Source organism: Paenibacillus sp. ACRSA (genome assembly GCF_022346845.1).
GTDB lineage: Bacteria > Bacillota > Bacilli > Paenibacillales > Paenibacillaceae > Paenibacillus.
The window spans coordinates 905,331-929,526 of the sequence record NZ_JAKRNP010000002.1 but is presented as its reverse complement, the minus strand read 5'-3'; the positions used below and the strand labels follow the sequence as shown (position 1 = coordinate 929,526).

Annotated in this window: 24 protein-coding genes; 17 read left to right on the top strand and 7 right to left on the bottom strand. The window is 45.6% G+C overall.

The genetic code is table 11. The features are described 5' to 3' along the window. The first annotated feature begins 5 nt into the window (after window positions 1–5). The 7 genes from MH215_RS09115 to MH215_RS09085 all read left to right on the top strand — a co-directional run bounded on the left by MH215_RS09115 (window position 6) and on the right by MH215_RS09085 (window position 5,182). Window positions 6–974 (top strand): DUF4261 domain-containing protein, encoded by a 969-nt coding sequence (locus MH215_RS09115; RefSeq protein ID WP_239289762.1) that lies wholly within the window; start codon window positions 6–8, stop codon window positions 972–974. A 168-nt stretch (window positions 975–1,142) separates the two neighbouring features. Beyond that, window positions 1,143–1,538 carry a YtxH domain-containing protein gene (locus tag MH215_RS09110; protein WP_239289760.1) on the top strand — a complete coding sequence of 132 codons (396 nt, stop codon included), beginning with the start codon at window positions 1,143–1,145 and terminating at the stop codon, window positions 1,536–1,538. A 232-nt stretch (window positions 1,539–1,770) separates the two neighbouring features. Beyond that, window positions 1,771–2,580, top strand: coding sequence for a glutamate racemase (gene racE, locus MH215_RS09105; protein ID WP_056695483.1), 810 nt, complete (start codon window positions 1,771–1,773; stop codon window positions 2,578–2,580). A 234-nt stretch (window positions 2,581–2,814) separates the two neighbouring features. Then, on the top strand, window positions 2,815–4,032 hold the full coding sequence (locus MH215_RS09100; protein ID WP_239289758.1) for a M14 family metallopeptidase: 1,218 nt from the start codon (window positions 2,815–2,817) through the stop codon (window positions 4,030–4,032). Window positions 4,033–4,236: 204 nt separating this feature from the next. After that, on the top strand, window positions 4,237–4,494 hold the full coding sequence (locus tag MH215_RS09095; RefSeq protein WP_056695359.1) for a hypothetical protein: 258 nt from the start codon (window positions 4,237–4,239) through the stop codon (window positions 4,492–4,494). Between the two features lie 142 nt (window positions 4,495–4,636). Then, the gene (locus MH215_RS09090; protein ID WP_056695357.1) at window positions 4,637–4,939 is read left to right on the top strand and encodes a hypothetical protein; all 303 of its coding nucleotides are present in this window, start codon (window positions 4,637–4,639) and stop codon (window positions 4,937–4,939) included. Window positions 4,940–4,960: 21 nt separating this feature from the next. Then, on the top strand, window positions 4,961–5,182 hold the full coding sequence (locus MH215_RS09085) for a YuzB family protein (protein WP_056695355.1): 222 nt from the start codon (window positions 4,961–4,963) through the stop codon (window positions 5,180–5,182). A 65-nt stretch (window positions 5,183–5,247) separates the two neighbouring features. On the opposite strand, the gene MH215_RS09080 is transcribed toward MH215_RS09085, so the two are convergent. Beyond that, window positions 5,248–5,655: an LPS-assembly lipoprotein LptE gene (locus MH215_RS09080; RefSeq protein ID WP_239289756.1), complete on the bottom strand. Its 408-nt coding sequence runs from the start codon at window positions 5,653–5,655 to the stop codon at window positions 5,248–5,250. Window positions 5,656–5,865: 210 nt separating this feature from the next. Here MH215_RS09080 and MH215_RS09075 point away from each other — a divergent pair, with 210 nt between their 5' ends. Together MH215_RS09075 and MH215_RS09070 are read left to right on the top strand one after the other, a co-directional pair. Further along, a complete protein-coding gene (locus MH215_RS09075; protein ID WP_056695352.1) occupies window positions 5,866–6,147 on the top strand; it encodes a hypothetical protein in 282 nt (93 codons plus the stop codon). Window positions 6,148–6,286: 139 nt separating this feature from the next. Beyond that, on the top strand, window positions 6,287–7,117 hold the full coding sequence (locus tag MH215_RS09070) for an aldo/keto reductase (protein WP_056695349.1): 831 nt from the start codon (window positions 6,287–6,289) through the stop codon (window positions 7,115–7,117). A 288-nt stretch (window positions 7,118–7,405) separates the two neighbouring features. On the opposite strand, the gene MH215_RS09065 is transcribed toward MH215_RS09070, so the two are convergent. The 3 genes from MH215_RS09065 to MH215_RS09055 form a co-directional block, all read right to left on the bottom strand. After that, window positions 7,406–8,137, bottom strand: a complete 732-nt coding sequence (locus MH215_RS09065; protein WP_239289754.1) for a DsbA family oxidoreductase — start codon at window positions 8,135–8,137, stop codon at window positions 7,406–7,408. Between the two features lie 159 nt (window positions 8,138–8,296). Further along, entirely contained in the window at window positions 8,297–10,276 is a 1,980-nt protein-coding gene (locus MH215_RS09060; protein WP_239289752.1) for an LTA synthase family protein, read from the bottom strand. A gap of 218 nt (window positions 10,277–10,494) precedes the next feature. After that, the gene (locus tag MH215_RS09055; protein WP_239289750.1) at window positions 10,495–11,646 is read right to left on the bottom strand and encodes a THUMP domain-containing class I SAM-dependent RNA methyltransferase; all 1,152 of its coding nucleotides are present in this window, start codon (window positions 11,644–11,646) and stop codon (window positions 10,495–10,497) included. A gap of 295 nt (window positions 11,647–11,941) precedes the next feature. On the opposite strand from MH215_RS09055, the gene MH215_RS09050 reads away from it, so the two are divergent. Further along, the gene (locus MH215_RS09050) at window positions 11,942–12,577 is read left to right on the top strand and encodes an O-methyltransferase (protein ID WP_239289748.1); all 636 of its coding nucleotides are present in this window, start codon (window positions 11,942–11,944) and stop codon (window positions 12,575–12,577) included. 81 nt (window positions 12,578–12,658) lie between these two features. On the opposite strand, the gene MH215_RS09045 is transcribed toward MH215_RS09050, so the two are convergent. Beyond that, window positions 12,659–13,870, bottom strand: coding sequence for an asparaginase (locus MH215_RS09045; RefSeq protein ID WP_239289746.1), 1,212 nt, complete (start codon window positions 13,868–13,870; stop codon window positions 12,659–12,661). Between the two features lie 420 nt (window positions 13,871–14,290). Between MH215_RS09045 and MH215_RS09040 the strand changes: the two genes are divergently transcribed. After that, window positions 14,291–15,493 (top strand): cytochrome P450, encoded by a 1,203-nt coding sequence (locus tag MH215_RS09040; RefSeq protein WP_239289744.1) that lies wholly within the window; start codon window positions 14,291–14,293, stop codon window positions 15,491–15,493. Between the two features lie 136 nt (window positions 15,494–15,629). Here MH215_RS09040 and MH215_RS09035 read toward each other — a convergent pair whose 3' ends face one another. Continuing rightward, window positions 15,630–16,841: an MFS transporter gene (locus tag MH215_RS09035; RefSeq protein ID WP_082560499.1), complete on the bottom strand. Its 1,212-nt coding sequence runs from the start codon at window positions 16,839–16,841 to the stop codon at window positions 15,630–15,632. Between the two features lie 202 nt (window positions 16,842–17,043). On the opposite strand from MH215_RS09035, the gene hemE reads away from it, so the two are divergent. The 6 genes from hemE to MH215_RS09005 all read left to right on the top strand — a co-directional run bounded on the left by hemE (window position 17,044) and on the right by MH215_RS09005 (window position 23,609). Further along, complete coding sequence (hemE, locus tag MH215_RS09030; RefSeq protein WP_056700202.1) at window positions 17,044–18,108, top strand: uroporphyrinogen decarboxylase; 1,065 nt, start codon at window positions 17,044–17,046, stop codon at window positions 18,106–18,108. Further along, complete coding sequence (gene hemH, locus MH215_RS09025) at window positions 18,101–19,051, top strand: ferrochelatase (protein WP_239289742.1); 951 nt, start codon at window positions 18,101–18,103, stop codon at window positions 19,049–19,051. The genes hemE and hemH overlap by 8 nt, the downstream gene beginning before the upstream one ends. Continuing rightward, complete coding sequence (hemY, locus tag MH215_RS09020; protein ID WP_239289740.1) at window positions 19,051–20,475, top strand: protoporphyrinogen oxidase; 1,425 nt, start codon at window positions 19,051–19,053, stop codon at window positions 20,473–20,475. The genes hemH and hemY overlap by 1 nt, the downstream gene beginning before the upstream one ends. 154 nt (window positions 20,476–20,629) lie before the next feature. Next, complete coding sequence (locus MH215_RS09015; RefSeq protein ID WP_239289738.1) at window positions 20,630–22,042, top strand: CapA family protein; 1,413 nt, start codon at window positions 20,630–20,632, stop codon at window positions 22,040–22,042. Between the two features lie 79 nt (window positions 22,043–22,121). Continuing rightward, the gene (locus MH215_RS09010) at window positions 22,122–22,874 is read left to right on the top strand and encodes a glycerophosphodiester phosphodiesterase (RefSeq protein WP_239289736.1); all 753 of its coding nucleotides are present in this window, start codon (window positions 22,122–22,124) and stop codon (window positions 22,872–22,874) included. Window positions 22,875–22,976: 102 nt separating this feature from the next. Further along, window positions 22,977–23,609 (top strand): fumarylacetoacetate hydrolase family protein, encoded by a 633-nt coding sequence (locus tag MH215_RS09005; protein ID WP_239289734.1) that lies wholly within the window; start codon window positions 22,977–22,979, stop codon window positions 23,607–23,609. A gap of 100 nt (window positions 23,610–23,709) precedes the next feature. Here MH215_RS09005 and MH215_RS09000 read toward each other — a convergent pair whose 3' ends face one another. Then, window positions 23,710–24,126, bottom strand: a complete 417-nt coding sequence (locus tag MH215_RS09000) for a hypothetical protein (RefSeq protein ID WP_239289732.1) — start codon at window positions 24,124–24,126, stop codon at window positions 23,710–23,712. Window positions 24,127–24,196 lie beyond the last annotated feature (70 nt).

Sequence of the window (24,196 nt, the reverse complement as noted above, 5' to 3'; positions counted from 1 at the left end):
GCAGCATGACAGATATACAGAATGAAGAATCAAAAGGAAATGACAAGCAGGATGCGCCATCCGGATTTCATCCGGTTTACATGGTTGAACTGTTGTTTGACAAGTGCCCGGAAATTAATCACGTTCGTTTGCAGGAAGCACTAAGTCGTTATACGGGACAAGTTCGACTTACTGTGAAGCAACAAACTGCAGTCACGAACAGTGACAAGCAACCGCAAGAAACGAATTCGCAGGATGAGACACGTACTGCACCAGAGGCGAACGCAGAGATGTTGGTTTTCTACCATCTGGATCACAAGGTTTCATTCCAGGAAGGGGATATCCCAGCACAAACCTGTATGCTTGCCGCGACTGAGATGAAGGATATCTCACGCTTTGCAGGTGCACTTCAGCAAGCTTGGCATTGGACAGAGGCAGAACAGGTAGTCCGGGGAGCTACGTATTCGATTCGGATTCACGATATGTTTACTGCAGCGATGCCGCGCAAGCAGCGATTAGGGCTGTTCCAGAAGACGTTGCAGGCTGTGCTCGAAGTCTTGCCGTGTGAGGCAATGTATTGGTACGGCAGTGATAAACTTGTTGAACCAGCAGCGTATAAGCAATCACAGGAACGAGAAGAGCATCTCTATGCAGCGATGAACGTCAGAATGTATCAGGCTGGTGGAACAGAAGAGCAACGCGAACTTGTGATGGATACGGTTGGACTGTCCGCGCTCGGGGTTCCTGATGTTCAGTGTCACTTCACTGGTCTTGATCCAGATACAGTGGCTCAAACCTTGCTTGGAGCCGCATACTACATATTCGATCAAGGTGATGTGCTACAGGATGGACAAACGCTGGGTTCCTCGGGAGGGCGACGCTGGCGGTGTGAACACCAAGCCGCACTGATTGCCCCGGGACGTTATGTTATTGATCTTGATCCTGGGAATACAAATGAAGATTCTTCGTTGGAACCAGCTCAGCATAACCGTTAAACGTAACGGTGAGAGTATGACCATGAAAGTTTTTTGATATTTGGAGTGTCAGGTCAAGCCCTTACTGACTATACTGCATCAACAGAGTAGGCATTCGCCCGGGTTAGTAAGTCACAACATCAGTGCTTGTAATCCGGTACTTAACTCGAAGAAGAGGAGAGATGTTGCGTGAAGGAATCAAACAAAAGTTTATTGTGGGGCGCGTTAATCGGATCAGTTGTTGGTTCGGTAACCGCGTTATTGCTGGCACCAAAGTCAGGACGTGAGCTTCGTCAGGATATTTCCGAAGGTGCGCGTCAGGTGACGGAGAAAGGTCAAGAGTTGGCTGTTAAGGTTGGCGAACAGGGCAATCAGATCGTGTCCAAAGTGAAAGAAACAGCTGATGTTGTTATCCAGGACATTCAATCATGGCGCAATTGTGCCGAGGGTAAAGAACTGCGGGTCTCCGCAGTAATTACAGATTCGAATGCGCCAGTTCAGTCTGACAACAACATCTTGGCAAACGAATCGGACAGTGTTGTCGCAGCTAAATTGCCTTCCGATGATTCAAAAGACGATAACTAAGCCACGCTTGACATAAGCAGCAGGCTTTCCTCATGAAGATGGAGGAGAGCCTGCTTTGTTGTGTGCGCTAATCGCGAGAGAGGTGCACTGTGGGTATTTTTAATTGAACCCTATGATAAAATCGGGTAAGATGGTGGTACCTTTTTGCCTGAAATGTCATACGGTAGGAAGAAAGCACTTGAGCTTTACTAGATATGAGAACCAATTCAATGAAGAAGGAAGCGGTGTGTTCGTGCAGCAAGCAATCGCTATATTAGACTCGGGTGTAGGGGGATTGACGGTCGCAAAGGAAGTGATGCGCCAGCTCCCACGGGAAAAGGTCATTTATTTTGGAGATACTGCCCGGACACCGTACGGACCCCGTTCGTCCGAACAAGTTAAACAATTCACGGAACAAATCGTAGATTTCTTGATCCAATTTGATCCCAAGGTCATCGTTATCGCCTGTAACACGGCTACAGCAGCGGCGCTCGACTATATTCGGGCTAAGGTGAATGTTCCAGTGATCGGCGTAATTCATCCAGGAGCGCGTGCCGCTATTACAGCTACACGTACAGGACGCATCGGTGTCATTGGCACCGTGGGAACGATCGGCAGCGGCGCATACACCTCCGCACTCAAACAATTGTCACCCTATATTGATGTAGTCAGCCAGGCTTGCCCGGCACTTGTGCCGTTAGTTGAGCAAGGTGAATTCCGATCCGAACAAACAACAATGACGGTAGAGCAGTCCTTAAGCCAGATTAAGCAACAGCCGATTGATTGTCTGATTCTAGGTTGTACCCATTATCCATTCTTGATGGAAACGATTCAGGAAGTGATGGGGCAGGAAGTGAAACTCATTAGTTCGGCAGATGAGACAGCGAGAGAAATCAGTACGATTTTGTATGATAAAAGAAAATTGGCCAGTGGAAACGATACGCCAGTGCATCAATTTTTCTGTACAGGGGATCCTCGTATGTTCCAAAATATTACAAGGCAGTGGCTCGGTGAGCAAATCTCAAAAACGCCTGTTGTATGGCAGGTCACGCAATTGTCCTAATCATTTTGTTTCATTCGTATTCATATGATCCAATATCGTTTTTCTTCATCCCAGAAGCCGAAGGCTCTGGGATTTTTGTTACCTATAGTGAGGGAAGAAGTCTGCGAAACATGTCACATGACGGACGAGCGGGTGAGCATACATATATAACATGATCAGGATATAGAGGAGAACAGACAGTAGTAAGAGCAGATCGTATAAGAGTATATCTCGCTCAGAGAAAGGAGATTGCACATGGAATTACAGTGGATCATTGTTCAGCCAGGTGACACGGTGGCTCGTATTGCGTCAGCGCATCACATGACGAGAGAACTGCTCGCTGCGCTAAATCCAGAAGCGACATCCCAACCTTATTTGCTGGTAGGACAGATGTTGCGGATCTTACCTGGAACAGGGCGGAGATATGCTGTTCAGCCAGGTGAGCATGTCGGTACAATAGCTGCTCGTTTTGGTCTGAGCGAAGATGAATTACGGAAAGGTAATCCTGAAATCACCAACGTGAGCGACTGGTGTGGTCGGTGCATTCATATTCCTGAATCCGGAGGAAAAACTATAGTCAGGTTAAAGGGAGAGTATGGGTTCCGTGAATTACATCGGGATATTGCATTACTGAGCAGTCATTTTCCCTTTGTGGAGACAGGTTCAATCGGCACAAGTGTGATGGGTAAACCTTTGCACTATTTACGGATTGGTGAGGGTTCGAGACATATCCATGTCAATGCTTCCGTCCATGCTAATGAATGGCTAACCACAGCCGTTGTGATGCGGTTTATTGAACAGTATGCTAGAGCCTATAGTACCCATGAACCGTGGTATCGGTTTGATCCTCAGCGCTGGATGAAGGAAACGACACTGTGGGTGGTTCCGATGGTTAATCCGGATGGAGTGGAGTTGGTGCAGGAAGGTATTGTGAATCAGCATCCACATGCTGAACAACTGCTGGCTTGGAATACAGGGCGGGCTCACTTTACTCATTGGAAAGCAAATATAAGGGGAGTGGATCTGAATGATCAATTTCCAGCTCACTGGGAGGAAGAGGCGGCTAGAAGGGGCATGACGTCACCTGGCCCTCGTGATTATGCAGGAACAGCTCCGTTATCTGAGCCGGAGGCGCTGGCTCTAGCCGAGTGGACACAGCAGCATGAGTTCGATGTGGTCGTATCCTTGCATAGTCAAGGGCAAGAGATCTACTGGAATTACAGGGATTTGGAGCCTAGAGAAAGTGCGCCGTTATCCCGAAGATTAGCGAAGGTATCCGGATACAAAGCTGTGAAATTAGGCGGCAGTGATGCAGGGTATAAGGACTGGTTCATCCAGGAGTATCGCAAGCCTGGTTTTACCGTAGAAGTTGGTCTCGGAATTAATCCTTTACCCATAGATCAGTTCGATGATATCTGTGTGGAGGTTGGCATGTTGTTGGCAGAGCTATTATCCTATGAATCTAGTGATTAAACGGTAGAGAATGAAACGATAAGAATGTATTGTTCGTATATCAGACACAGGTGTCGTTATATGCCCTGTGTGCAATAGAGGTTTTCTAAAAAAAGTCCGCTTTTGGGCATTTGTTGTTCCTTCGGTCAGTTGCTTCGGATCGGAGGAATAGCCAATGTGTAAGTCATTCACTTACTATAGATAGTCAGCATGAGGAGGAATCATATGAAGTGGAGAAGATTGTTGTCATTTAAACGATGGTCGGAAGTGTTCAGAAGGCTCCCGCGTCTATTGCGGGCAACGGAGATCCCATTACGCGAAAAATTGTTATTTATTATCCCGGCATTGTTATACTGGGTTCTACCTGATGTGATGCCATTCATGCCAATTGATGATATTGGGGTCACACTTATTTTGATGAACTGGTTTGTAAGCCGTGCTGAGCGTAAATATCCAGTCCTTCCTTCCGGTACAGCATCATAAATATATGCAAAATGCATCATTCTAACACCTGTCTAGAATCATTGTTATTGCGAAGAGCTAAAACTTTCTTTACAATAGATGCTGGAGTTTAAGAATGCTGAAATTGTTGTAACCAGCAATTACGATATAGGAGATGAAGCACATGAACTGCAAAATCACTCGCAATGCAGCTAAAGTATTGAAACTTGAATTGGACAAGCCTGAGAACGAAGGCAAAAAATTGCGTGTTGTTATTACACATGCACACGGGGATCATGCTCACTACGGACTTGATCTGGATACACCAAAAGAGAATGACACAGTAGTATCTACGGATAAAGACATCGATGTCATTATTGAGAATGATCAACCATTGCTGGATGGCGTGAAAATTGATTATCTGTATCTTCCTCAAGAAGGCTTCGTTATTACGAATCCCTCCAAAGGCAATCACGGCGATCACTAGGAGCTTGAAGAAGGGGAAATCATGGCTAACGATATCCGCGTATGCGAAAAATGTAACCACATTCGGTTGAAGTCAATTGTGCCTAAACTGGAGAAAATGGCTCCAGACACAGAGATCAAGATTGGATGTAAATCCTATTGTGGTCCTTGTGCGAAACGTGCCTTCGTTTTTATTAACGGTCGGTACATCAGTGCTCCATCGGAAGAAGAAGTGCTGGCAAAAGTAGCGAAATTCGTCAAATAAACGCTTCATAGATGATACGAGCATGATATGCTTGTTATCCAGTAGAGAGAGGCCTATGGCCTCTCTTATTTTTGATGAAATTTGAAATCGGGCTTCATTTCGTATATTTGGAAGGTGTCCTCACGGATTTCAAGGGCAATGATGCGGTCTTCTTTTTGCAAAAAGTGCACATGACCTAAACGTTCGTTCTCGATCTCTATCCAGCCTTCTTTGGTTAGTTTTTGAAAATAATCAGATGGAGGATAGAGACCCAGTTCTCCGCCTATATTTTTCAATTCATAGGTAACAGCTACATTAATATTGGAATTCCCAGAATTCGTTGTTAATTTAATTTGCTTGGCATTGGTTGGAACGGGAAACTGGGCATTTATCGATGAAGCGGTATATCCGGCAATCTCATACCCTGCCCGATTGCAGGCGGTGATTAGACCCCCAAGACATACGAAGATGAGCAACATAAGCCATTTACGCAAAAGTGATTCCTCCTCCTAAAACAACTTATTCTAAATAACGGAATGAATAAGAATAAAGTTACGACATTTTACGTTCGAAAAGGTTGTTTGTCTTAAGACAAAACAAAAGGGTACCCCTTTTTGCATATGTCTGAGAAAAAGAGAATAAGGGAGCCTTGGGTTAACCATCCTATAGAGGTAACAGGAACATGATCCCAAGGAGGAATAACTATGCCGAAGCGTTATGATTCCAGTTTGCAGGCGGGTACAACCGTATCTCAGGCGCAGAATGCGGTGAACAAACTTCACTATGCTGTATCTCAAGCGATGTCTCATCCAACAGAACAAACCATTGAGCAGGCAAGTCGTCGTTTGGCTCACACCGAACAGGCGATGCGGCAAGCGGAGCGTTCACTTGGTGGTCAAGGCGTAGAGTTGGCGGAGGAAATGTTCGCCGAGGAGAAGAGAAGATTGAACTCGATCCGGAATCAAAAGCAACCAAAGGATTTCTAAACGTTCCTGTCACCAAACGAAACTCGCAGAGCTAACCGCTTTGCGAGTTTTTTGTATGTGATCTCCGATGATTCCGCTTGAAATTTTGTCAGAAGGTTAATAAGTCATGAGCAGGCAAATTCCAAACGGGAGGTAGACGATGACAAAACATATTACAGACTGCACGATACTGAACAACGGAGTAACCATGCCATGGCTGGGATTCGGAACATATAAAGCGAAGGGAAAAGAAGTACACCAGGCCGTTGAAACGGCTTTGGAGGTAGGATACCGGAGTATAGACACTGCTTCCATCTACGGAAATGAAGAGGAAGTAGGACAAGCCATTGCCAGCAGTGGTATTGCTCGGAATGAATTGTTTGTCACAACAAAACTTTGGAATGAGGATCAAGGTTTTGACTCCACCCTTCGCGCATTTGAAGCGAGTCAGAAGGCTTTAGGACTTAATGTCATTGACTTATACTTAATCCATTGGCCTGGACGAGATCAATATAAGGAAACGTGGAGAGCGTTTGAACGGTTATATAGTGAGGGAAGTGTACGTGCCATTGGTGTAAGTAATTTTCAGGTACATCATTTGCGCGATATTATAGATGAGGGCGGCACAGTACCTGCTGTGAATCAGGTGGAATTACATCCGGGCTTGATCCAGCAGGAATTACAGGACTTCTGTGGGGAGCAAGGCATTCAGCTTGAGGCGTGGAGCCCGATTATGAAAGGCAAGCTAAATAATGAATCTACGTTAAAAGCAATTGCCCAAAAGTATGGCAAAACACCTGCACAAGTGATTTTACGTTGGGACATTCAGAATCAGATTGTGACCATTCCGAAGTCCGTGACACCAGAGCGTATCCGTGAAAATGCGGATATCTTTGACTTTGAATTAACACCGGATGAGCTTAGACAGATTGATGCTATGGATGCGGACAAACGGACAGGTCCACATCCGGATCAACTTTTCTGGGATTGAGAATAGGCTCAGTGTAATACGAGTGTTTAATAGTGGGTTAGTGAGGATATGGAACGAATCGTTCTTCCGATCGCAGTTGTCTCCAAAGTTTCCTGATCATAAGTTTTTAAAAGTTGAAATTTGGAAGACAATGGCGAACGCTTCGATTCTACAAAATCGATTCCGTTCCCTTTGCTCTAACTGATTACTAAACAATAATCTATTACAATAAGCTGAGTGTATGTAAAATATAAAAAGCAGCAGGATCGGGGAGGGTTCCCTTGCTCCTGCTGCTTTTGTGTTTGTTTATTATTTTGAATCGCGTTGTGGAACTTCACAGCCTTCTTCTGTACATACTCCGCTACCTTCATTGTCTGCTTCACTTGACTCAACCATCGTGAACGGGGAACGCTCGTCCCATGCTTTCTGGATGGCATCAAGGAACACCTCATCAGGCTGCGCACCGGATATAGCGAATTTACGATCCAGTACGAAGAATGGTACGCCGCGAATGCCGAGCTGTTCGCCTTCAGCTTGATCTGCGCGAACTTGTTCAGCAAATTGATTGCTTTCCAAGATGACAGACGCTGCGCTACGATCTAATCCCACTTCTTCAGCCAGTTGGAGTAATACTTCATGATCTCCGACATGCTTGCCCTCAATGAACACAGCTTGGAATAACCGCTCACTTAGCTCAAGCGCTTTGTCTTGAGACTTCGCCCAATGTGTCAAGCGATGAGCAGTGAAGGAATTGGTGGGTACCATTGCATCAATATTGTACTCCAGACCTGCTGTCCGAGCATTGGCATTCATCTGTGCATTCATGCCTTGTGCTTGTTCTTTACTAATATTGTACTTAGAAACTAAGTAATCTGTGTTGGTTTTGCCTGTGTGTACTTCAGCATTAGGGTCAAGTTCGAAGCTCTTGAACTCAAATTTCACTTCATTCCGGTGAGGGAATTGCTCCAATACATTCTCTAAACGACGTTTACCAATATAGCAGAAAGGGCACATAAAATCAGACCATATCTCAATATTCATTCGAATAACCTCCGTTTTTTATACATCAACTTTAAATGAAACTATTGTAGTTACAATTATAAAGCGACTTTATATTTTTCGCAAGGGTGCAATTTACATTGGATAAAAGAAAGAAGTGCTGAAGACATAAATAGTCTTGCATCAGCACTTCCGATTTGCTTATAGCCCCTCACGCAAGCGCGTGATTAAATCATAGGTAATGATTGTGTCGGACGCACGAAGTCGTTTGGAAGCTTCATCATGTCCTGCCCGGCAGGCGTTAATCTCCGTTTTATCACGGGAAGATAAGTCATAGCAGGAACCGTGCTCATAGATGTAATCATCGGACGGAATATAGAACACAGAACCATCTGTAAACGCACCATTTCGCAACACCACAGTCCGACTAGAGCCATCGTAAACATCATTGCCCATGTGGTAGTAGGATTGATCGGAAACGCCCAATAGATGGAGCACAGACGGCGTGATATCAAGCTGCCCTGCGGGCTCATCGAAGGTTCCAGCCTCGCCTCCATCTGGTAAATGTACAAGCAGTGGCACCTCATTCATAATCTGCACCATATCAAGCTGATTTAACGATCTACCCAGAAATTTTTCGTATTGCGCCTGTTCCTTAATGGAATTATCATGATCGCCATAGAACATCAATATCGTGTTATCCCACAATCCGCGATTTTTTAAATCCTCGACCAGACTACCCAGCGCTGAATCTACATAATGAACCGATTGCAGGTAATTACCAAACATCGTACCTTGGAATTCCCCCACATCAAGCTGCTGTTTATCAACGGGTAGGGCATAAGGATGATGACTGGAAAGTGTTATAAGGAAAGAATAGAAAGGCTCGGAGACCTCGCTATCCATTTTCTCAACAGACTGTCTGAAAAAAGAGAAGTCGGATAAAGACCAGCCAAGTGGATCATCCTGTACAAAATCATTTTTGCTATAAAACTTATCGTATTTCATATTTTGATACATCGTATAGCGATTCCAGAATCCACTCTCATATGCATGAAAGACATTTGTACTGTATCCATTGTCCTTCAGGATCGAAGGCAAGGAATCATAGGCATGGTCTGCGTAACGTACAAAAGCTGAGCCAATAACCAAGGGGTGTAGCGAAATGTTAGCTCCAAAATCAGCATCCGATGTCCGGCCCTGCCCGGTCTGGTGATAGAAATGACTGTAATACTGGCTTTCTTTCATCAATTCGTTGAAATGAGGCGTAATCTCCTGACCACCGATACTCTGGCCAATCATGAAATTCATAAATGCTTCGCCTTGAACAACGATAACGTTACTGTCTTTATATTTACCGAACAGTGCGCTGTCAGTCTGTGAGGATCGATCCTGTCTTTCGGCAAAAAAGGATTTGACCAGTTCCACATCAGCAGGATCAACTTCAGGTCCTGATCCGATCTGATCCTTGGCGTAGTTGTACAGATCATAACCGTGGAAAGCCAACAGCCCAGTAACGTTATACATGGAGACATTCCACCAATTGTTATCGAACAGCCCTTTTGCCCAGGTTTTGCTGTAGTAATAAATCGGCCCAACTGCAAGGGATAGCCCTAACACTAAAGCGATGCTGCCGGCCGTAAACCGACGTGTACGTGTCTTGCTGCGATTGTGTCCGTAAGGTAGATCATTGTATCCATACCGACTTGAGCGGTTAGCGCGTGAACGTCTCGTTAGGATGCGTGCAACACCATAGATCACGAATGCAATCCAGTCCGCAAAGAACAGCAGGTCACTAGGTTGAAGGAGCGTCGCGATACTATCTCCTAGTGCATCGACCTGTTTAGCTTGTAAGAGGACAGGAATGGTAAGGAAATCCTGAAAATAGCGATAATAGACCATATCTGCGTAGATAAGTGCTGTAAGGATTAAGTTTAGTGCGATTAGCGATATCTTATAGCCTTTCCGAGGCAGCCACCATGTCCAAAAGGAAATGAGGAGCAGGGAGCCGATCGCGATAATATTGTCCAACAGTCCCATCGTAATATTGTAAGCATGCAAGTTGTGGTGTAGCCACAGTAATTTGAGCAGCATGAGCGCAATGAATAATAGATACAACGATAAAGGATGATGTAGAAGTCTGCGTAGCGTGCTGCTACGTGAAGACGAAGTGAAAACCATGAATGTTGTCTCCCTTTGTAAAAGTTTTGTTATCGGAATGTAAATGGAGCTTCATTCATTATATCGTGGCTTGGTTGCTTTTCAACCAGCAGGTGGTGTTTAACCTCTAGTATTACGCTGTGTAGTATGGAAATTTTGAAGAGATAGCATACAAGTGCGCACAAAAAAAGAGCGTCCTCTCCTGAAAGGAGTGAACACTCAGATCATCGCGTTTACGTTTAAGCTTGAGTAGATTTATTACGTGGAGGGAGTGGTCCCAAATACTGATAATATTGGGTCTCAATTCGTCCATTAAACAGTTTGCGGCGCTTGTCCGCTTTGTGTCCGAAGTACTCTTCAAATGCTTTAGTGGAGGTGATTGCAAAAAACGACCATGTTGGCATCTCCAGATAAGAACGTCCAAGAGAACGGAGCAACTTCTGCACTTCTTTTTCTTCACTCAAGCGTTCACCGTAAGGTGGGTTGGTAATGATTACGCCATATTCCCCTTGTGGTTTTGCGCGGTGAGCAGGAAGAACGCTTACCTCAATATCCTTGGCAAAGCCTGCGCTTTTGATTGCTGCTTGTGCAACTTCAATTGCTTCAGGATCAATATCACTACCCGAAATCTGTAATGGGACATCATCACGAACAGCGTCAAAAGCCTCTTCTCGTGCTTGTTCCCATAGTTCAGCAGGAATCACATCCCAATTTTCGGAATTAAATGTGCGGCGAAGCCCTGGTGCGATATTCCAGCCGATCATAGCAGCTTCGATCAGCATTGTGCCTGAACCGCAGCATGGATCGTAGAACGGGCGGGAAACATTCCAGCGGCTAAGCTGGATCAGAGCAGCTGCCAGTGTTTCTTTGAGCGGTGCTTCCGTAACAAGTTTACGATATCCGCGCTTGTGTAGACCTGGACCTGTCGTATCGAGCGTAAGCAAAGCACGGTCATTAAGCAGAATAACCTCAATCACATAGCGTGCTCCATCCTCAGGAAACCATTCCGTGTGATGAGTGAGTTTTAATTTCTCAACAATCGCCTTTTTGACGATACCTTGGGATGCAGGTACGCTACTCAGCTGGGATTTCTGGGAGCGTCCTTCCACCGGGAATTCACCATTTGCGGGAATCCATTCTTCCCATGGTAATGCTTTGGTGCCCTCAAACAATTCATCAAATGTGGTTGCGGGGAATTCGCCCATGTTAACCAGCACGCGATCCGAACTTCTCAGCCACAGGTTACAGCGACAAATATCAATATAATCTCCTGTGAAAAATACTCGGCCATTATCGACCTTGGCATCCTCATACCCCAGCTGTTTCAGTTCCCGGGCAACAACGGCCTCAAGTCCCATTGCAGAGGTTGCAATCAATTGCAATCGAGCCATATGAATTCATTCAACTCCATTTCGAGCCGCAGGGGCTTTCCCTCTGGCGGCGATATAGTAACGGTGCGGCCTTGCCGCTTTCCGTGAAAAAACTTACAATGAGTAATGCGGCTTACCCGCATAGACTTCAATGCAGGTCATTCATGTGTAGTGCGTGCGTTGCACTGTGTTGAATAACAAACATTCATTATAAAACATTGGCATCCATATGGAAAGCTATCCAAGGGCATTTATACGGAAAGCTGTCCAAGGGCATCTATATGGAAAGGAATCCAAGTTTGCAAGGAGGAACTTCGTGGTAAATCTGACCCCTGACGAATATGTAAATCAATTATTTCAAGAGGATGAGCTCTTGTTAAAAGTGAAAGAGGCCATTCGTGCGAATGGCATGCCGGAGGTTTCAGTGGCTGCCGCGTATGGACGCCTGCTGACCTTTCTAGCGAAAACCTCGAAAGCGGAAGCTGTGCTCGAAATTGGTGTGCTGGGTGGGTACAGCGGCATCTGCCTGGCTCGTGGTTTAAGTGAAGGGGGAAGCTTGACTTCACTTGAACTGAAAGAAGAGTATGCAGCAATGGCTCGCGGGCATCTGGAGGAAGGTGGATTTGGCAGCCAAGTGCAGTACCGGATCGGACCTGCGGCAGACAGTCTGGAACAATTGGTACAGGAAGGGCGCACCTTTGACTTCTTCTTTATTGACGCAGATAAGGAAAATTATCCGGTTTATCTCGATTATGCGATTCGTTTGGCGCGTCCAGGTGCAGTCATTGTAGGGGATAATTGTTTCCTGCGCGGTCGTACGCTTAATCCGGACAAGCAAGGCCCGGCGGTGCTTGCTGTGCGTCGTTTCAACGAGCAGATGGCAAGTGACCCACGTCTTGTCACAACCATGCTGCCTGACTATGACGGCTTGGCGCTGGCTTGGGTGAAATAAGCGCAGGAAAAAAAGGTCGAAGCAGGGTGAACCCCAGCTTCGGCCTTTTTCGCGTGCATCTGGCAATTGTTCTTTACTGACTTATACCTCTGGTGTGCCGTATGTTTCAAACCAGGTTTTGATCTTTTCAAAATCATCACTGAAGGATAGTCCAAGCATCAATAGAATTCGTGCTTGTTGTGGACTGAGATTATCTCCAGCAATAATGCCATTACCACCGCCATAGACGCTACCTGAACCTGTGCGTGTCGTCGTTACAAAAATAACCCCTTCTTCGATCGCTTTTGTTCGAGCTTGCCCCATCGCTCTGGAGATGCCGCCCGCCCCTGTACCGGAGGTGACAATGCCCTTTACGCCGTTTTTCACGAAACCTTCTATAGCTCCGCCGCCTGCTTCCTGATAGGAGATCACAATCTCCACTTTGGCGAGATCAGCCTTATTGATTTTGCTAAGATCGAATGCAGGTTTTGCGGTGCCTTCCGGTTTCGTCGCGCGAGCAGGAGCGCGGTAAATTCGGATGTTCTCTTCGTCAATATAACCAACAGCACCTAGCATCGGCGTTTCAAAGGTGTCTGTCCGATAGTCATTAGACTTCGTTACACCGCGGGCGAGCTGAATGGTATCATTCAGCATCAACACAGTGCCGAACGACTGGGTTCGGCCGCTGCCGGCCAGTTTGATGGCGTTGTAGAGGTTCGCTTGAGCATCAGAGCCGATCACCGTCCATGGTCGCATAGAGCCTGTGATGACAACGGGTTTATCACTTTGAACCGTCATATCGAGGAAGTAGGCTATTTCCTCCATCGTGTCTGTGCCTGTAGTCACCACCACGCTATCATATTGAGCCAGTGCTTTATCTACCGTTTGAGACAAGTCGTACAGATCAGCCATGGTATAGGAGCCTGAACCGGAATTTCCGAACTGCAGCGTGTTCACATCCGCAATTTTCTGCTTGTCCGGCAAATCTTTGACCATGTCGGCAATGAGCAGTGTGCCAGCCTTGTAATTTTGGAAGCTGGTTGCGTCCTCTGATTGTCCTGCAATTGTTCCGCCTGTACCAATCACAAGTACATTAGGGAGCAGGGATTGTTTGGACGATTCCGACACAGCTGGGATGGTGGTGTCGCGTGCTGGCGTGGCTGGGGAGCTCTGAACTGTGCTTGTTGTGCCGTTTACCTCTACCGTAGCGGCCTGAACAGCAGAAGTTCCCATAGGGGACAGAGTAAGGGTCAGTGCAGTTAGTGCGGCAGTGCTCCAAACGGCCCAAGGGCGAAGGTGAGATGTTTTTTTCATGCTGACACGCTCCTTTAAGTGAGTTTTGTGTAAGATAATCTTTGTTTCTATGTATATTGATTGAGAAGATTTTATTTCATGTCAGATAATATGACAATCTTAGTTTCTAATAGAGATAACGTTTACATTCGTAGATTTTGAGAGAAATATAGGTATTTATTATGAAAAATAGCGTAATTAGAAGTCTATGAATTCCTAGACCATAAATGTTAACAAAGAGATTTATATATTTTATATGATATTTATTTGTTATTAAATATTACATATATAACCTTTCGACAAATATAAGGTAGTTAGGTGCAGAAGATGGGTCAAGAGGCTTATTTACGTTGAATTTGTTGGAATCTCCATCCAGTTGTGTATATAATGAATATGAACTTATATGTAAATAAATATATATTATTGATTGGAGGAAGCACGATGAAACAAGCGCCTCGAAAATATGCCAATTATATTCCTATTCGAGAATTGCACAGCAAGGAGCAGCAATTATCTCCCTTTCAGGTTTATGCAGAGCTTGGTGAGAACACTCCAGTCCGATATGATGAGTATCGTGAATGCTGGGATGTATTTCGATATGAAGATGTACAGTATGTATTGAAAAATCCAAAGCTGTTTTCTTCTGAGCGTAACCGCGCGAGTTCCAGTATGTTAACGACAGATCCTCCAAAACATAAACAGCTTCGTGATCTGGTCAATCAAGCTTTTACCCCGAAGGCTATAGAGGCTCTTGCGCCACGGATTCAGGAAATCACAGATGAGCTGCTGGCTCCGCACCTATCGATAGGAAAGATGAATCTGATTGATGATCTTGCAACACCACTGCCCGTCATCGTCATTGCTGAACTGATTGGAGTTCCGGCTTCAGATCGCCGTGAATTCAAGCATTGGTCTGATGTGCTTGTGAAAGGCGCACGCGATGACAGTGAAGAAGCCTTTCAGGAGTTGGCCAAAGAGAAACAGCAGAACATGCGGGAGTTATATGCCTATTTCACAGACATTATGGAACAGCGCCGTTTAGAGCCACAGGACGACCTGATCTCCTTGTTACTCGCTGCAGAGATTGAGGGTCAGAAGTTAACGGAGGAAGAAGTGATCAATTTCTGTATTCTCTTGCTTGCCGCGGGGAATGAGACAACCACCAATCTAATCGCAAACGCAGTGCGTATCCTCTCTGAACAATCCGAATTACAGGATGAATTGCGTGAGCATCCGGATCGGGTCGCGAGTGCCGTAGAAGAGACACTGCGTTATTATCCGCCGATCGTGGCAATTGGTCGTGTTGCGAGGGAGACGGTGGAACTAAGAGGTGTAACGATTAAGGTGGGTGAACAGGTTATATCCTGGGTTGGAGCTGCCAATCGTGACGGTGCACAGTTTGAACATGCAGATCAATTCGTATCCGATCGTAAGCCGAACCGACATATGGGATTTGGATTCGGCATTCATTTCTGTCTGGGTGCACCATTGGCTCGTTTGGAAGCGAGAGTTGTATTGCACACGCTGCTCCAGCGTATGGAACAGATACAGTTAGTCCCTAACACGCCATTAGAGCCAATTCAAAGCGCTTTTGTCTTTGGTGTGAAGGAATATCCGATTCAATTTCGGGGACGACGATTATAGATAAATATAAAATATAAAAGAAAGCCGCTATCAGGCCTGAAATGGCGCTGAAGCGGCTTTTTGCTTACATGTATTGGCTTACATGCGAAGACTTTAAAGGGGTCTGCAATATTGCTGTATCCAATTTATATTATGTTCAGGTCTCTTCAATACGGACAGGTCTTTTGTACAATTTGAACCGAACCCAGACCATATTGAGAAGTAACAATCCACCAGAAACGATGAACAAACCCTCAATGCCGATAAACCCGGCCATGAAACCACCGATAATTGCACCTAGCATGTTCCCGAGCGCAAGCGTACTCGTATTGAAACTGAAAGCACGGCTGATCATTCCATCTGGCGTGTACGAACGTATAAGGGCATTCACACTTGGCAACAAACCGCCCATAAATACCCCCATAGCAAACCGAACTAAGATGAGCTGCCACACGCTCTGAACAAAGGCTTGGGGAATTAACATAAGGCCAGTCCCAATGAGAGAAAATGTAAGCACCTTGTGTGCCCCAATTCGGTCACTTAGCTTCCCTAGGAATGGTGACATTACCATATTGGACATACCGGTAACTGCCCCTACAAGTCCTGCCCAGAACGCAACATTTACAGTTGAAGCATGAAGCTCCTGCACATATAGCGGCAATAAGGTCATTGGGCTAATCATGGCAAACTGTAGCAGAAACGTTACGGCGAAGAGTACAGGTAATTGTGGTGATTTGTTCAGTTCCTTCAAACCGGACAACACGGATTGTTCAGGTAGCTTGGCTGCTTCTTGGCGATCAAACTTCTCTCTTACAAGGAACATAGCAAGCATAGAAGCAGCGAAGATTAATCCACCTGTAATATAGAATATAGGTCGAAATCCTACAGCATCAGCTAACAAACCGCCCATGAGTGGACCTAAGATTGTGCCGGCAACTTGTCCAGATTGACTGATTCCCATCGCGAATCCCATACGATCTTTGGGCGTAGTTCCCGAAATGAGTGAGACTGCGGCAGGGTTGAAGCCTGAGATTGTACCATTCAGAAGGCGTAATAAGAGCAATTGCCAAGGGTTTTGTGCAAGACCCATCAACGCAATAACGATTGCCATCCCGAACCCCGAGCGCAGCAGCATAATTTTGCGCCCATATTTATCGGATAACTTGCCCCATAAGGGTTGGAACAAAAAGGACGTGAGGAAATTGGCTGCAAAAATGAATCCCGCCCAGATGCCAATTTCATGCTCGCCCACCACGCCCAGATCCCTTGCGAGGTAAAGGGACAGAAATGGGGTAATCATGGTCATACCAGAGTTGACCAGAAATTGTCCAAACCAAAGCACAATGAGATTAACTTTCCATGTTTTCAAAGTGCTTTCACTTCCTTTCAAAGCTTTTTCTGTAATTCTCGAAAAACACCATCTTACTATTATAACACAATTGGCATATGGGCGAGGGGTGTAACGAATGTCATAGTATTGTCATTGGAACACATCTGTATGAGGTTGTTACGGAACTTCAAAAAGGGCATAATGGTAATTATGAGTCCAAAAACTATTGGAGGCTTCTTACATGAGCTATAATGATCGTCTGATTCGGGCGAGTTTCAAACAACAAGTCGACCGTGTTCCGGTATGGTACATGCGGCAGGCTGGACGTTACGACCCTGAATATCGCAAAATTAAAGAAAAGTATTCTTTGCTCGAAATTTGCCAGCGGCCCGAGCTCGCGGCTGAAGTAACCCTCATGCCCGTCCGTAAGTTGGGCGTAGATGCGGCTATTTTGTATTCAGATATTATGAATCCGGTTGCTTCGCTCGGCATTGATTTTGATATTGTCAAAAACATTGGACCGGTCATTGATAATCCGATTCGGACAGCGGCTGATGTGGAGCGTTTGCGTCCCATTGACGTTGAAGGTGATCTGTCACATATATTAGAAACCATTCGAATTTTGGATAAAGAATTAGATGTGCCACTTATTACGTTTGCTGGTGCACCGTTCACGATTGCTAGTTACCTGATTGAGGGTCGACCTTCAAAAGGATACATTCGAACCAAAACGATGATGTATAGTGAGCCGCAAATGTGGCACCAATTGATGCAAAAATTAGGCGATATGGTGATTACATATGTCCGTGCACACATTGCCAACGGCGGTAAGGCATTTCAGTTGTTTGATAGCTGGGTAGGTGCGCTTTCACCAAATGATTTTAGAACCTTTGTGCTGCCTACGATTACTCGTATCTTTACCGAATTGTCCGATTTGAATGTACCGAAAATTTATTTCCCTGGTGTAGCTTCAGGCGAACTGCTGCCAACCCTGGTAGATCTGCAAGCTGATGTTATCGGATTGGACTGGAGAGTATCCATTTCCGAAGGTCGCAAAAGACTAGGTGGTAAATTTGCCGTACAGGGTAATCTGGACCCGTACGTGCTGACTGCACCGATGGAGTTACTTAAACAACAGGCAAAAGTAATCATTGATCAAGGTATCCAAGAGCCTGGCTATATATTCAATCTGGGACATGGACTATTTCCGGAAGCATCTCTTGATAAATTAAGAGAGCTGACAGCGTATATACATGAATATTCATCTGAAGCATTGAAGAGTGAGGTGACTATAACTAATGACTAATACTGTAGGCGTACTGGTGATGTCGTATGGCACACCTGAAAATATGGAGAGCATTGAGGCATATTACACTCATATTCGAAGAGGTCGCGCACCTGAGCCGGAGCAATTGAAGGAACTTAGTGATCGCTATGAAGCGATTGTTGGAGGCGTGTTCCCCCTTCGGGAAAACACCGATAATCAAGTTCGAGCGTTGCAAGAAACATTGAACAAGGATGAGCGTGCGAGTGAGGTAGAATTCAAATGTTATCAGGGGCTCAAACATGCTTATCCTTTCATTGAAGACGGTGTGGAGCAGATGGCAAAAGACGGAATCCAGTCCGCCATCGGGATTGTACTTGCTCCCCATTATTCCACGATGAGTGTAGGCAGTTATATTAAGCGGGCACACGAGAAGGCCGAAGAAATGGGCATTCAGATGTCCTTTATCGAGAGCTATCATCTGCATCCGAAGCTGATTCAGGCTCTGTCTACACGCGTAAGTGCGAAGTTAGATATGTTTGAAGAAGCAGGAGCCAAACGTGGGGATGTTCGTGTATTGTTCAGCGCACATAGCTTGCCGGCACGAATTGTAGATATCGGAGACCCATACCCACAACAGCTACTGGAAACGTCTGAGGTTATTGCTTCTCGACTGGGTATCACCAACTGGCAATTTACATGGCAGAGTGCGGGGCGTACAGCCGAGCCGTGGCTTGGTCCTGATATTTTGGATACCCTTCAGGAGCTTTCCCGTGAGCAGGTAGAGGATGTGTTAGTCGCTCCAATCGGTTTCGTATCGGATCACCTGGAAGTCCTGTATGATCTGGATATCGAGGCCAAAGCGATTGCTAAAGAGATCGATATGCGCCTTATGCGTACAGATTCTCTGAACAGTGATCCACTCTACATGGAGACGCTCAGTGACGTCATTCTAAGCCAGTGGCAGCAAGGAACGGATGTGTAATGGAAGATAAGAAACGGCGTGTCGTCGTTGTAGGCGGCGGACTAACCGGCCTCAGCGCGGCATTCTATATACGGAAGCATTATCGGGAAGCAGGGTTTGAACCCGTAATTACTCTGGTGGAGAAAAGCTCCTCCATGGGTGGCATGATTGAGACCCTTCACCGTGACGGATTTGTTATTGAAAAGGGACCGGATTCGTTCCTAGCTCGCAAAACAGCGATGATTGATCTGGCTAAGGAACTTGAGATTGACCATGAACTCGTGAGTCAGAATCCGGAGTCCAAGAAAACATACATTATGCAGCGTGGCAAGCTTCATCCAATGCCAGCAGGACTCGTTCTGGGTATTCCAACGGAACTTAGACCTTTTCTGCGGAGTGGTCTGGTATCCCCCGCAGGAAAAATGCGTGCGTTAATGGATTTCTTCATTCCTCCAAAACGTACAACAGAAGATGAGTCATTAGGCTATATGATTGAACGACGCCTAGGTACGGAAGTGCTTGAGAATCTAACTGAACCGTTACTAGCGGGCATTTATGCAGGGGATATGCGCCGACTAAGTCTACAAGCTACCTTTCCTCAATTCGGAGAAGTTGAGAGAGATTATGGCAGCCTAATTCGAGGCATGATGACAGGGCGTAAACCTGCAGAAACTCACACAGGCACGAATAAAAGTGCTTTTCTTAATTTCCGTCAGGGGCTTCAGAGTCTTGTTCATGCACTTGTGCATGATCTACAAGATGTCGAGCAACTGCTGAATACTTCAGTACAATCACTGAATGTTCAGGCTGGAAGTGAAGCTAGATATAAGGTTCAATTGGACAATGGTCATAGTCTTGATGCGGATGAGGTTGTAATTACAGTGCCTACGTATGTAGCATCATCGTTACTGCAACCCCATGTGGATACGGCGGCACTTGATGCGATTAATTATGTATCTGTAGCCAATGTTGTGCTTGCCTTTGAGAAAAAGGATGTAGAGCATGTATTCGATGGTTCTGGCTTCCTCGTTCCGCGTAAGGAAGGCCGCAATATCACTGCCTGCACATGGACATCAACGAAGTGGCTACATACTAGCCCAGATGATAAAGTGCTGCTGCGCTGTTATGTTGGCCGTTCCGGGGATGAGCAGAATGTGGAGCTTCCGGATGATGCGCTAACAGAATTGGTGATGAAGGATTTACGAGAGACAATGGGCATTGAAGCCACGCCAATTTTTGCTGAGATCACTCGACTTCGCAAGTCGATGCCTCAATATCCGGTAGGTCACTTAGAGCATATCTCCGCATTGCGTGAAGAGCTTGGCAAACAGTTGCCTGGTGTATATATCGCGGGTGCGGGTTATGAAGGTGTAGGGTTACCTGACTGCATTAGACAGGCAAAAGAAATGTCGATGCTAGCAGTACAGCAACTTGCTACTAATTAACAGAGTTTGAATGTTCGAAAGAAACTCTGTTAAACAATCTCATATAGAGCTGTCTTGAGCGTAGATTTTCTACAGGAAAGACAGCTTTTTTTATACCATTCCATACCATGGCTGGTATAATGAATAAGATTGCTGTATAGAAGAGGAGTTGCCTATGTATCCGCCAAGATCCCAACGAAGTGAAGTAAAGAAAAAAACGAGACGTACTCGCAAACGGATTGTTTGGGTCATTAATTTGTTACTAATAGTAATGATCGGACTTGTATGCTTGTATTATGTCATTGAAATGAGAGAGCAGGCAGATCGTGCGGTGGAGGTGACAACGGTCACTCCAGAATCTTCTAGTGAGGTAGAACCTCAAGGTGGTGACCCGTTAACGACACCTGAGGCAACCCCTGAGACGGATGATATTGCGGAAGAGGAGCTGGCTGTGTCCAATGACCAAGATGCTGAAAAAACTAGTAATGACCAGTCGGATCACACGGAAGATGCTGCCAACGTGGATTCGAAAGATACGTCTGGAACGGACGTAAAGCAGCCGGCCAAACCGTCTAAGTCAGACAGCTCTAAAGGGAACGGTAGCTCAGCAGCAGCACCGGGGAACCAAGAGCCTGTTAATTCAGCTAATGACGTAACGATTCATTTTGTCGGGGACATACAGTTCTCGGGAAAAGTAGCTGAGCTGCTGGAGAAGAATGGATACGATTATCCCTTTCAGAAGTTAGGCAACCTCTTTAAGGATGATGACCTGACAATTGGAAACCTGGAAACACCGGTAACGACTGGTGGTACAGGTGCAGCTAACAAAACATATGTATACAAATCTTCGCCCAAAGCGTTAGCGGCTATGGCAGATGCGGGATTTGATGCGGTTAATCTCGCGAACAATCATATTTTGGATCAGGGTGTCGAAGGTCTAGTGGATACGCTAGGTTATCTGAAGGAATATGGAATCGCTCACACCGGAGCAGGTATGAATCAGGATGAAGCATATGCGCCTACATATCTGGAGCGTAAAGGAATGAAAATTGCATTACTTGGCTTCAGCCGTGTCGTACCTGAGGCGAGTTGGAAGGCAGAAGGCAATCGAGCTGGTGTAGCTGAAGCCTACAATTCCACTGCCGCGGTAAAAGCCATTCAGGATGCGCGCAAGAATGCGGATCTCGTTATTGTTGTGGCGCATTGGGGAGTAGAGCGAGTAAGTACGCCCAATGATGATCAGACGCGCTTGGCACATGAATTTGTAGATGCAGGAGCAGACCTTGTTATAGGGGGGCATCCGCATGTGTTACAAGGCATGGAATACTATAAGGGCAAATGGATCGCATACAGTACAGGTAATTTTATTTTCTCTAAATCAACCACAGAGGAAACATGGAAAACGGCTGTATTTCAAGCTCGCTGCAGTGCAGAAGCCAAATGCAGTATGAAGGTAATTCCTTATGAGGCTGCACTGGGTCAGGCCATTCCTATGCTAGGTGAAGCTAATAAGCTACTGTTACAGCAGATGACGGAGCTTTCACCAGGTGTTCGCTTTGATGCCAGCGGTGTTGCTTCCCCTAGTTAATTAGTCTTGAACATATGATGATGTAAATGGGTAAGTAGTATATGAATGAAGCTAGAACGTTGTGGAGGAGTGGGTCAGATTGAACAATAGCTGTGTTGCGCATCGTGGTTTTTCTTCCATTGCACCAGAGAATACGATGGCAGCCTTTGAGCTTGCTATGGAGCAGCCCCAAGTACAATGGATCGAACTGGACGTACAATGTTCACGTGATGGTGTCCCTGTTGTCATTCATGACTTTACCTTTAATCGAACAACAGACGGAGAGGGTCTTGTACGGGAGACGAATTGGTCGGACATAGAGAAGTTAGATGCAGGATCATGGAAAGGAAAAAGCTATGTAGGAGAACGGATTCCTACCCTTGGCGAGGTGTTAGATCGCTGTTGTGGCAAGGTTCGACTGAATATTGAGCTGAAAACGCAAGGGGATATGTATCCAGATCTTCCTGAAGCCGTCATTCATGAAGTGAGAAAGAGACATATGCAGCATGATGTGGTGTTGACTTCCTTTGAACCAAAAGCATTAGCTAAAGCTAAAGAGATTGCACCAGAGTTCCAAACGGGATTGATCATTGATGCTCGTCCAGGCGATCTGGTAGCTCGATTAAAACAATTGCAGTGCAGCTTCCTGTCCATCGGTTATACCAATGTGGATAAATCCTTGATGCGCGAGATGCAACACGAGGAGATTCAGGTGATGGCTTGGACTGTGGACGACAAAACGATCATGAAGCGCCTCGCCGCAATTGATCCTACGCTGATGTTATGTACGAACTGTCCTGATGTGTGGGAGAAGGCGTTCCACGAAACAGCACGTCATTTTTTCAGACCCTAATTTGCAATCATTTCGAAGTGAATTATAATATGTACTTATATGAAAAAGCAAAATACATTCTTCATCTGCGCTAATGAATCTGATAAAGGTGGTTATCAACCGATGCTGACAAATATTCGTAACGTATACTGTGTAGGACGCAATTATAAACTTCACGCTGAAGAATTGGGTAATGCAGTACCGGATGAACCGATGATCTTTATGAAACCTTCTCATGCGGTGGTACCGCTTAATGGAGAAGCAATTACATTGCCTTTTACCCAAGGCGAAGTACACTATGAAGCCGAATTAGTGATTCGAATCGGACAGAACTATCAGCCTGGAATTTCTATGGTGGACCTCGTTGATGCGTATGCTTTTGGTATCGATTTTACATTGCGTGATGTGCAGTCAGTGATTAAGAAAAAGGGACATCCGTGGACTGCAGCCAAGGGGTTCAAAAATTCAGCGCCGATCACGGAGTTTCAAGCCTTCACAGATGTAGATTCATTGCAAAAGGCTGATTTTACGCTGAACAAAAATGGTGAAGAGGTTCAGCGTGGTAATATTCGTAATATGATCTTTGATCTCCAGACGATTGTGGACTACGTAGGACAACACTACGGTCTTGGAGAAGGTGATGTCATTTTCACAGGTACACCTGAGGGTGTAGGATCAACTGTAGCTGGCGATGTTCTTGAACTCACTTGGAATGCCGAGTCTGTAGGCCAGTGCACGATTGTGGCAGCTAATTAATTATGGAGCATTTGCTTGTGAGTAACATGAGGGGCGTGTAAACGCTCCTTTTTTATATGCCAATGGATAGCTGGTTAAGCCTAGTAACTGTCTCTGCAACTTAGATGGATAGATATGAGGTATTAGCGCTCTTAGTCACTACCGAGGTGAGCTCTGCTTGTTGTGCAGTATGCTGTTCCAAGCTAATGCTTCCATTCGCGAGTCGCTCATCCAACTGTTTGCTTAGCTCAGCGATTTGTAGTTCAATGACCGCATCGATATCACCGTCGTTCGCCTCAGCGATCATTCGTAGCGATTTACCGGCATACAAATCTCGAACGAGTGCGACGTCCGTAGTTTGATTAAGCGCATGAAGCAACGCATCCTCTTTCTGTTCACTCTGTTCCGTTGCATTCATGCTGATAATAGACCATTTGGCAAGGGGAATCGGTGTAATTGCGGACTTACTCCAAGCCGTTCCGGCAAAAGACATCGTTACGATCATCGTACCAACAATGATTACACGTTTCATATTCATAAAGGTCATCCTCATTTCAATTTGGAATTATTAAAGTTCACTTGCTATGTACTAGTTCTAGATTTAGTGT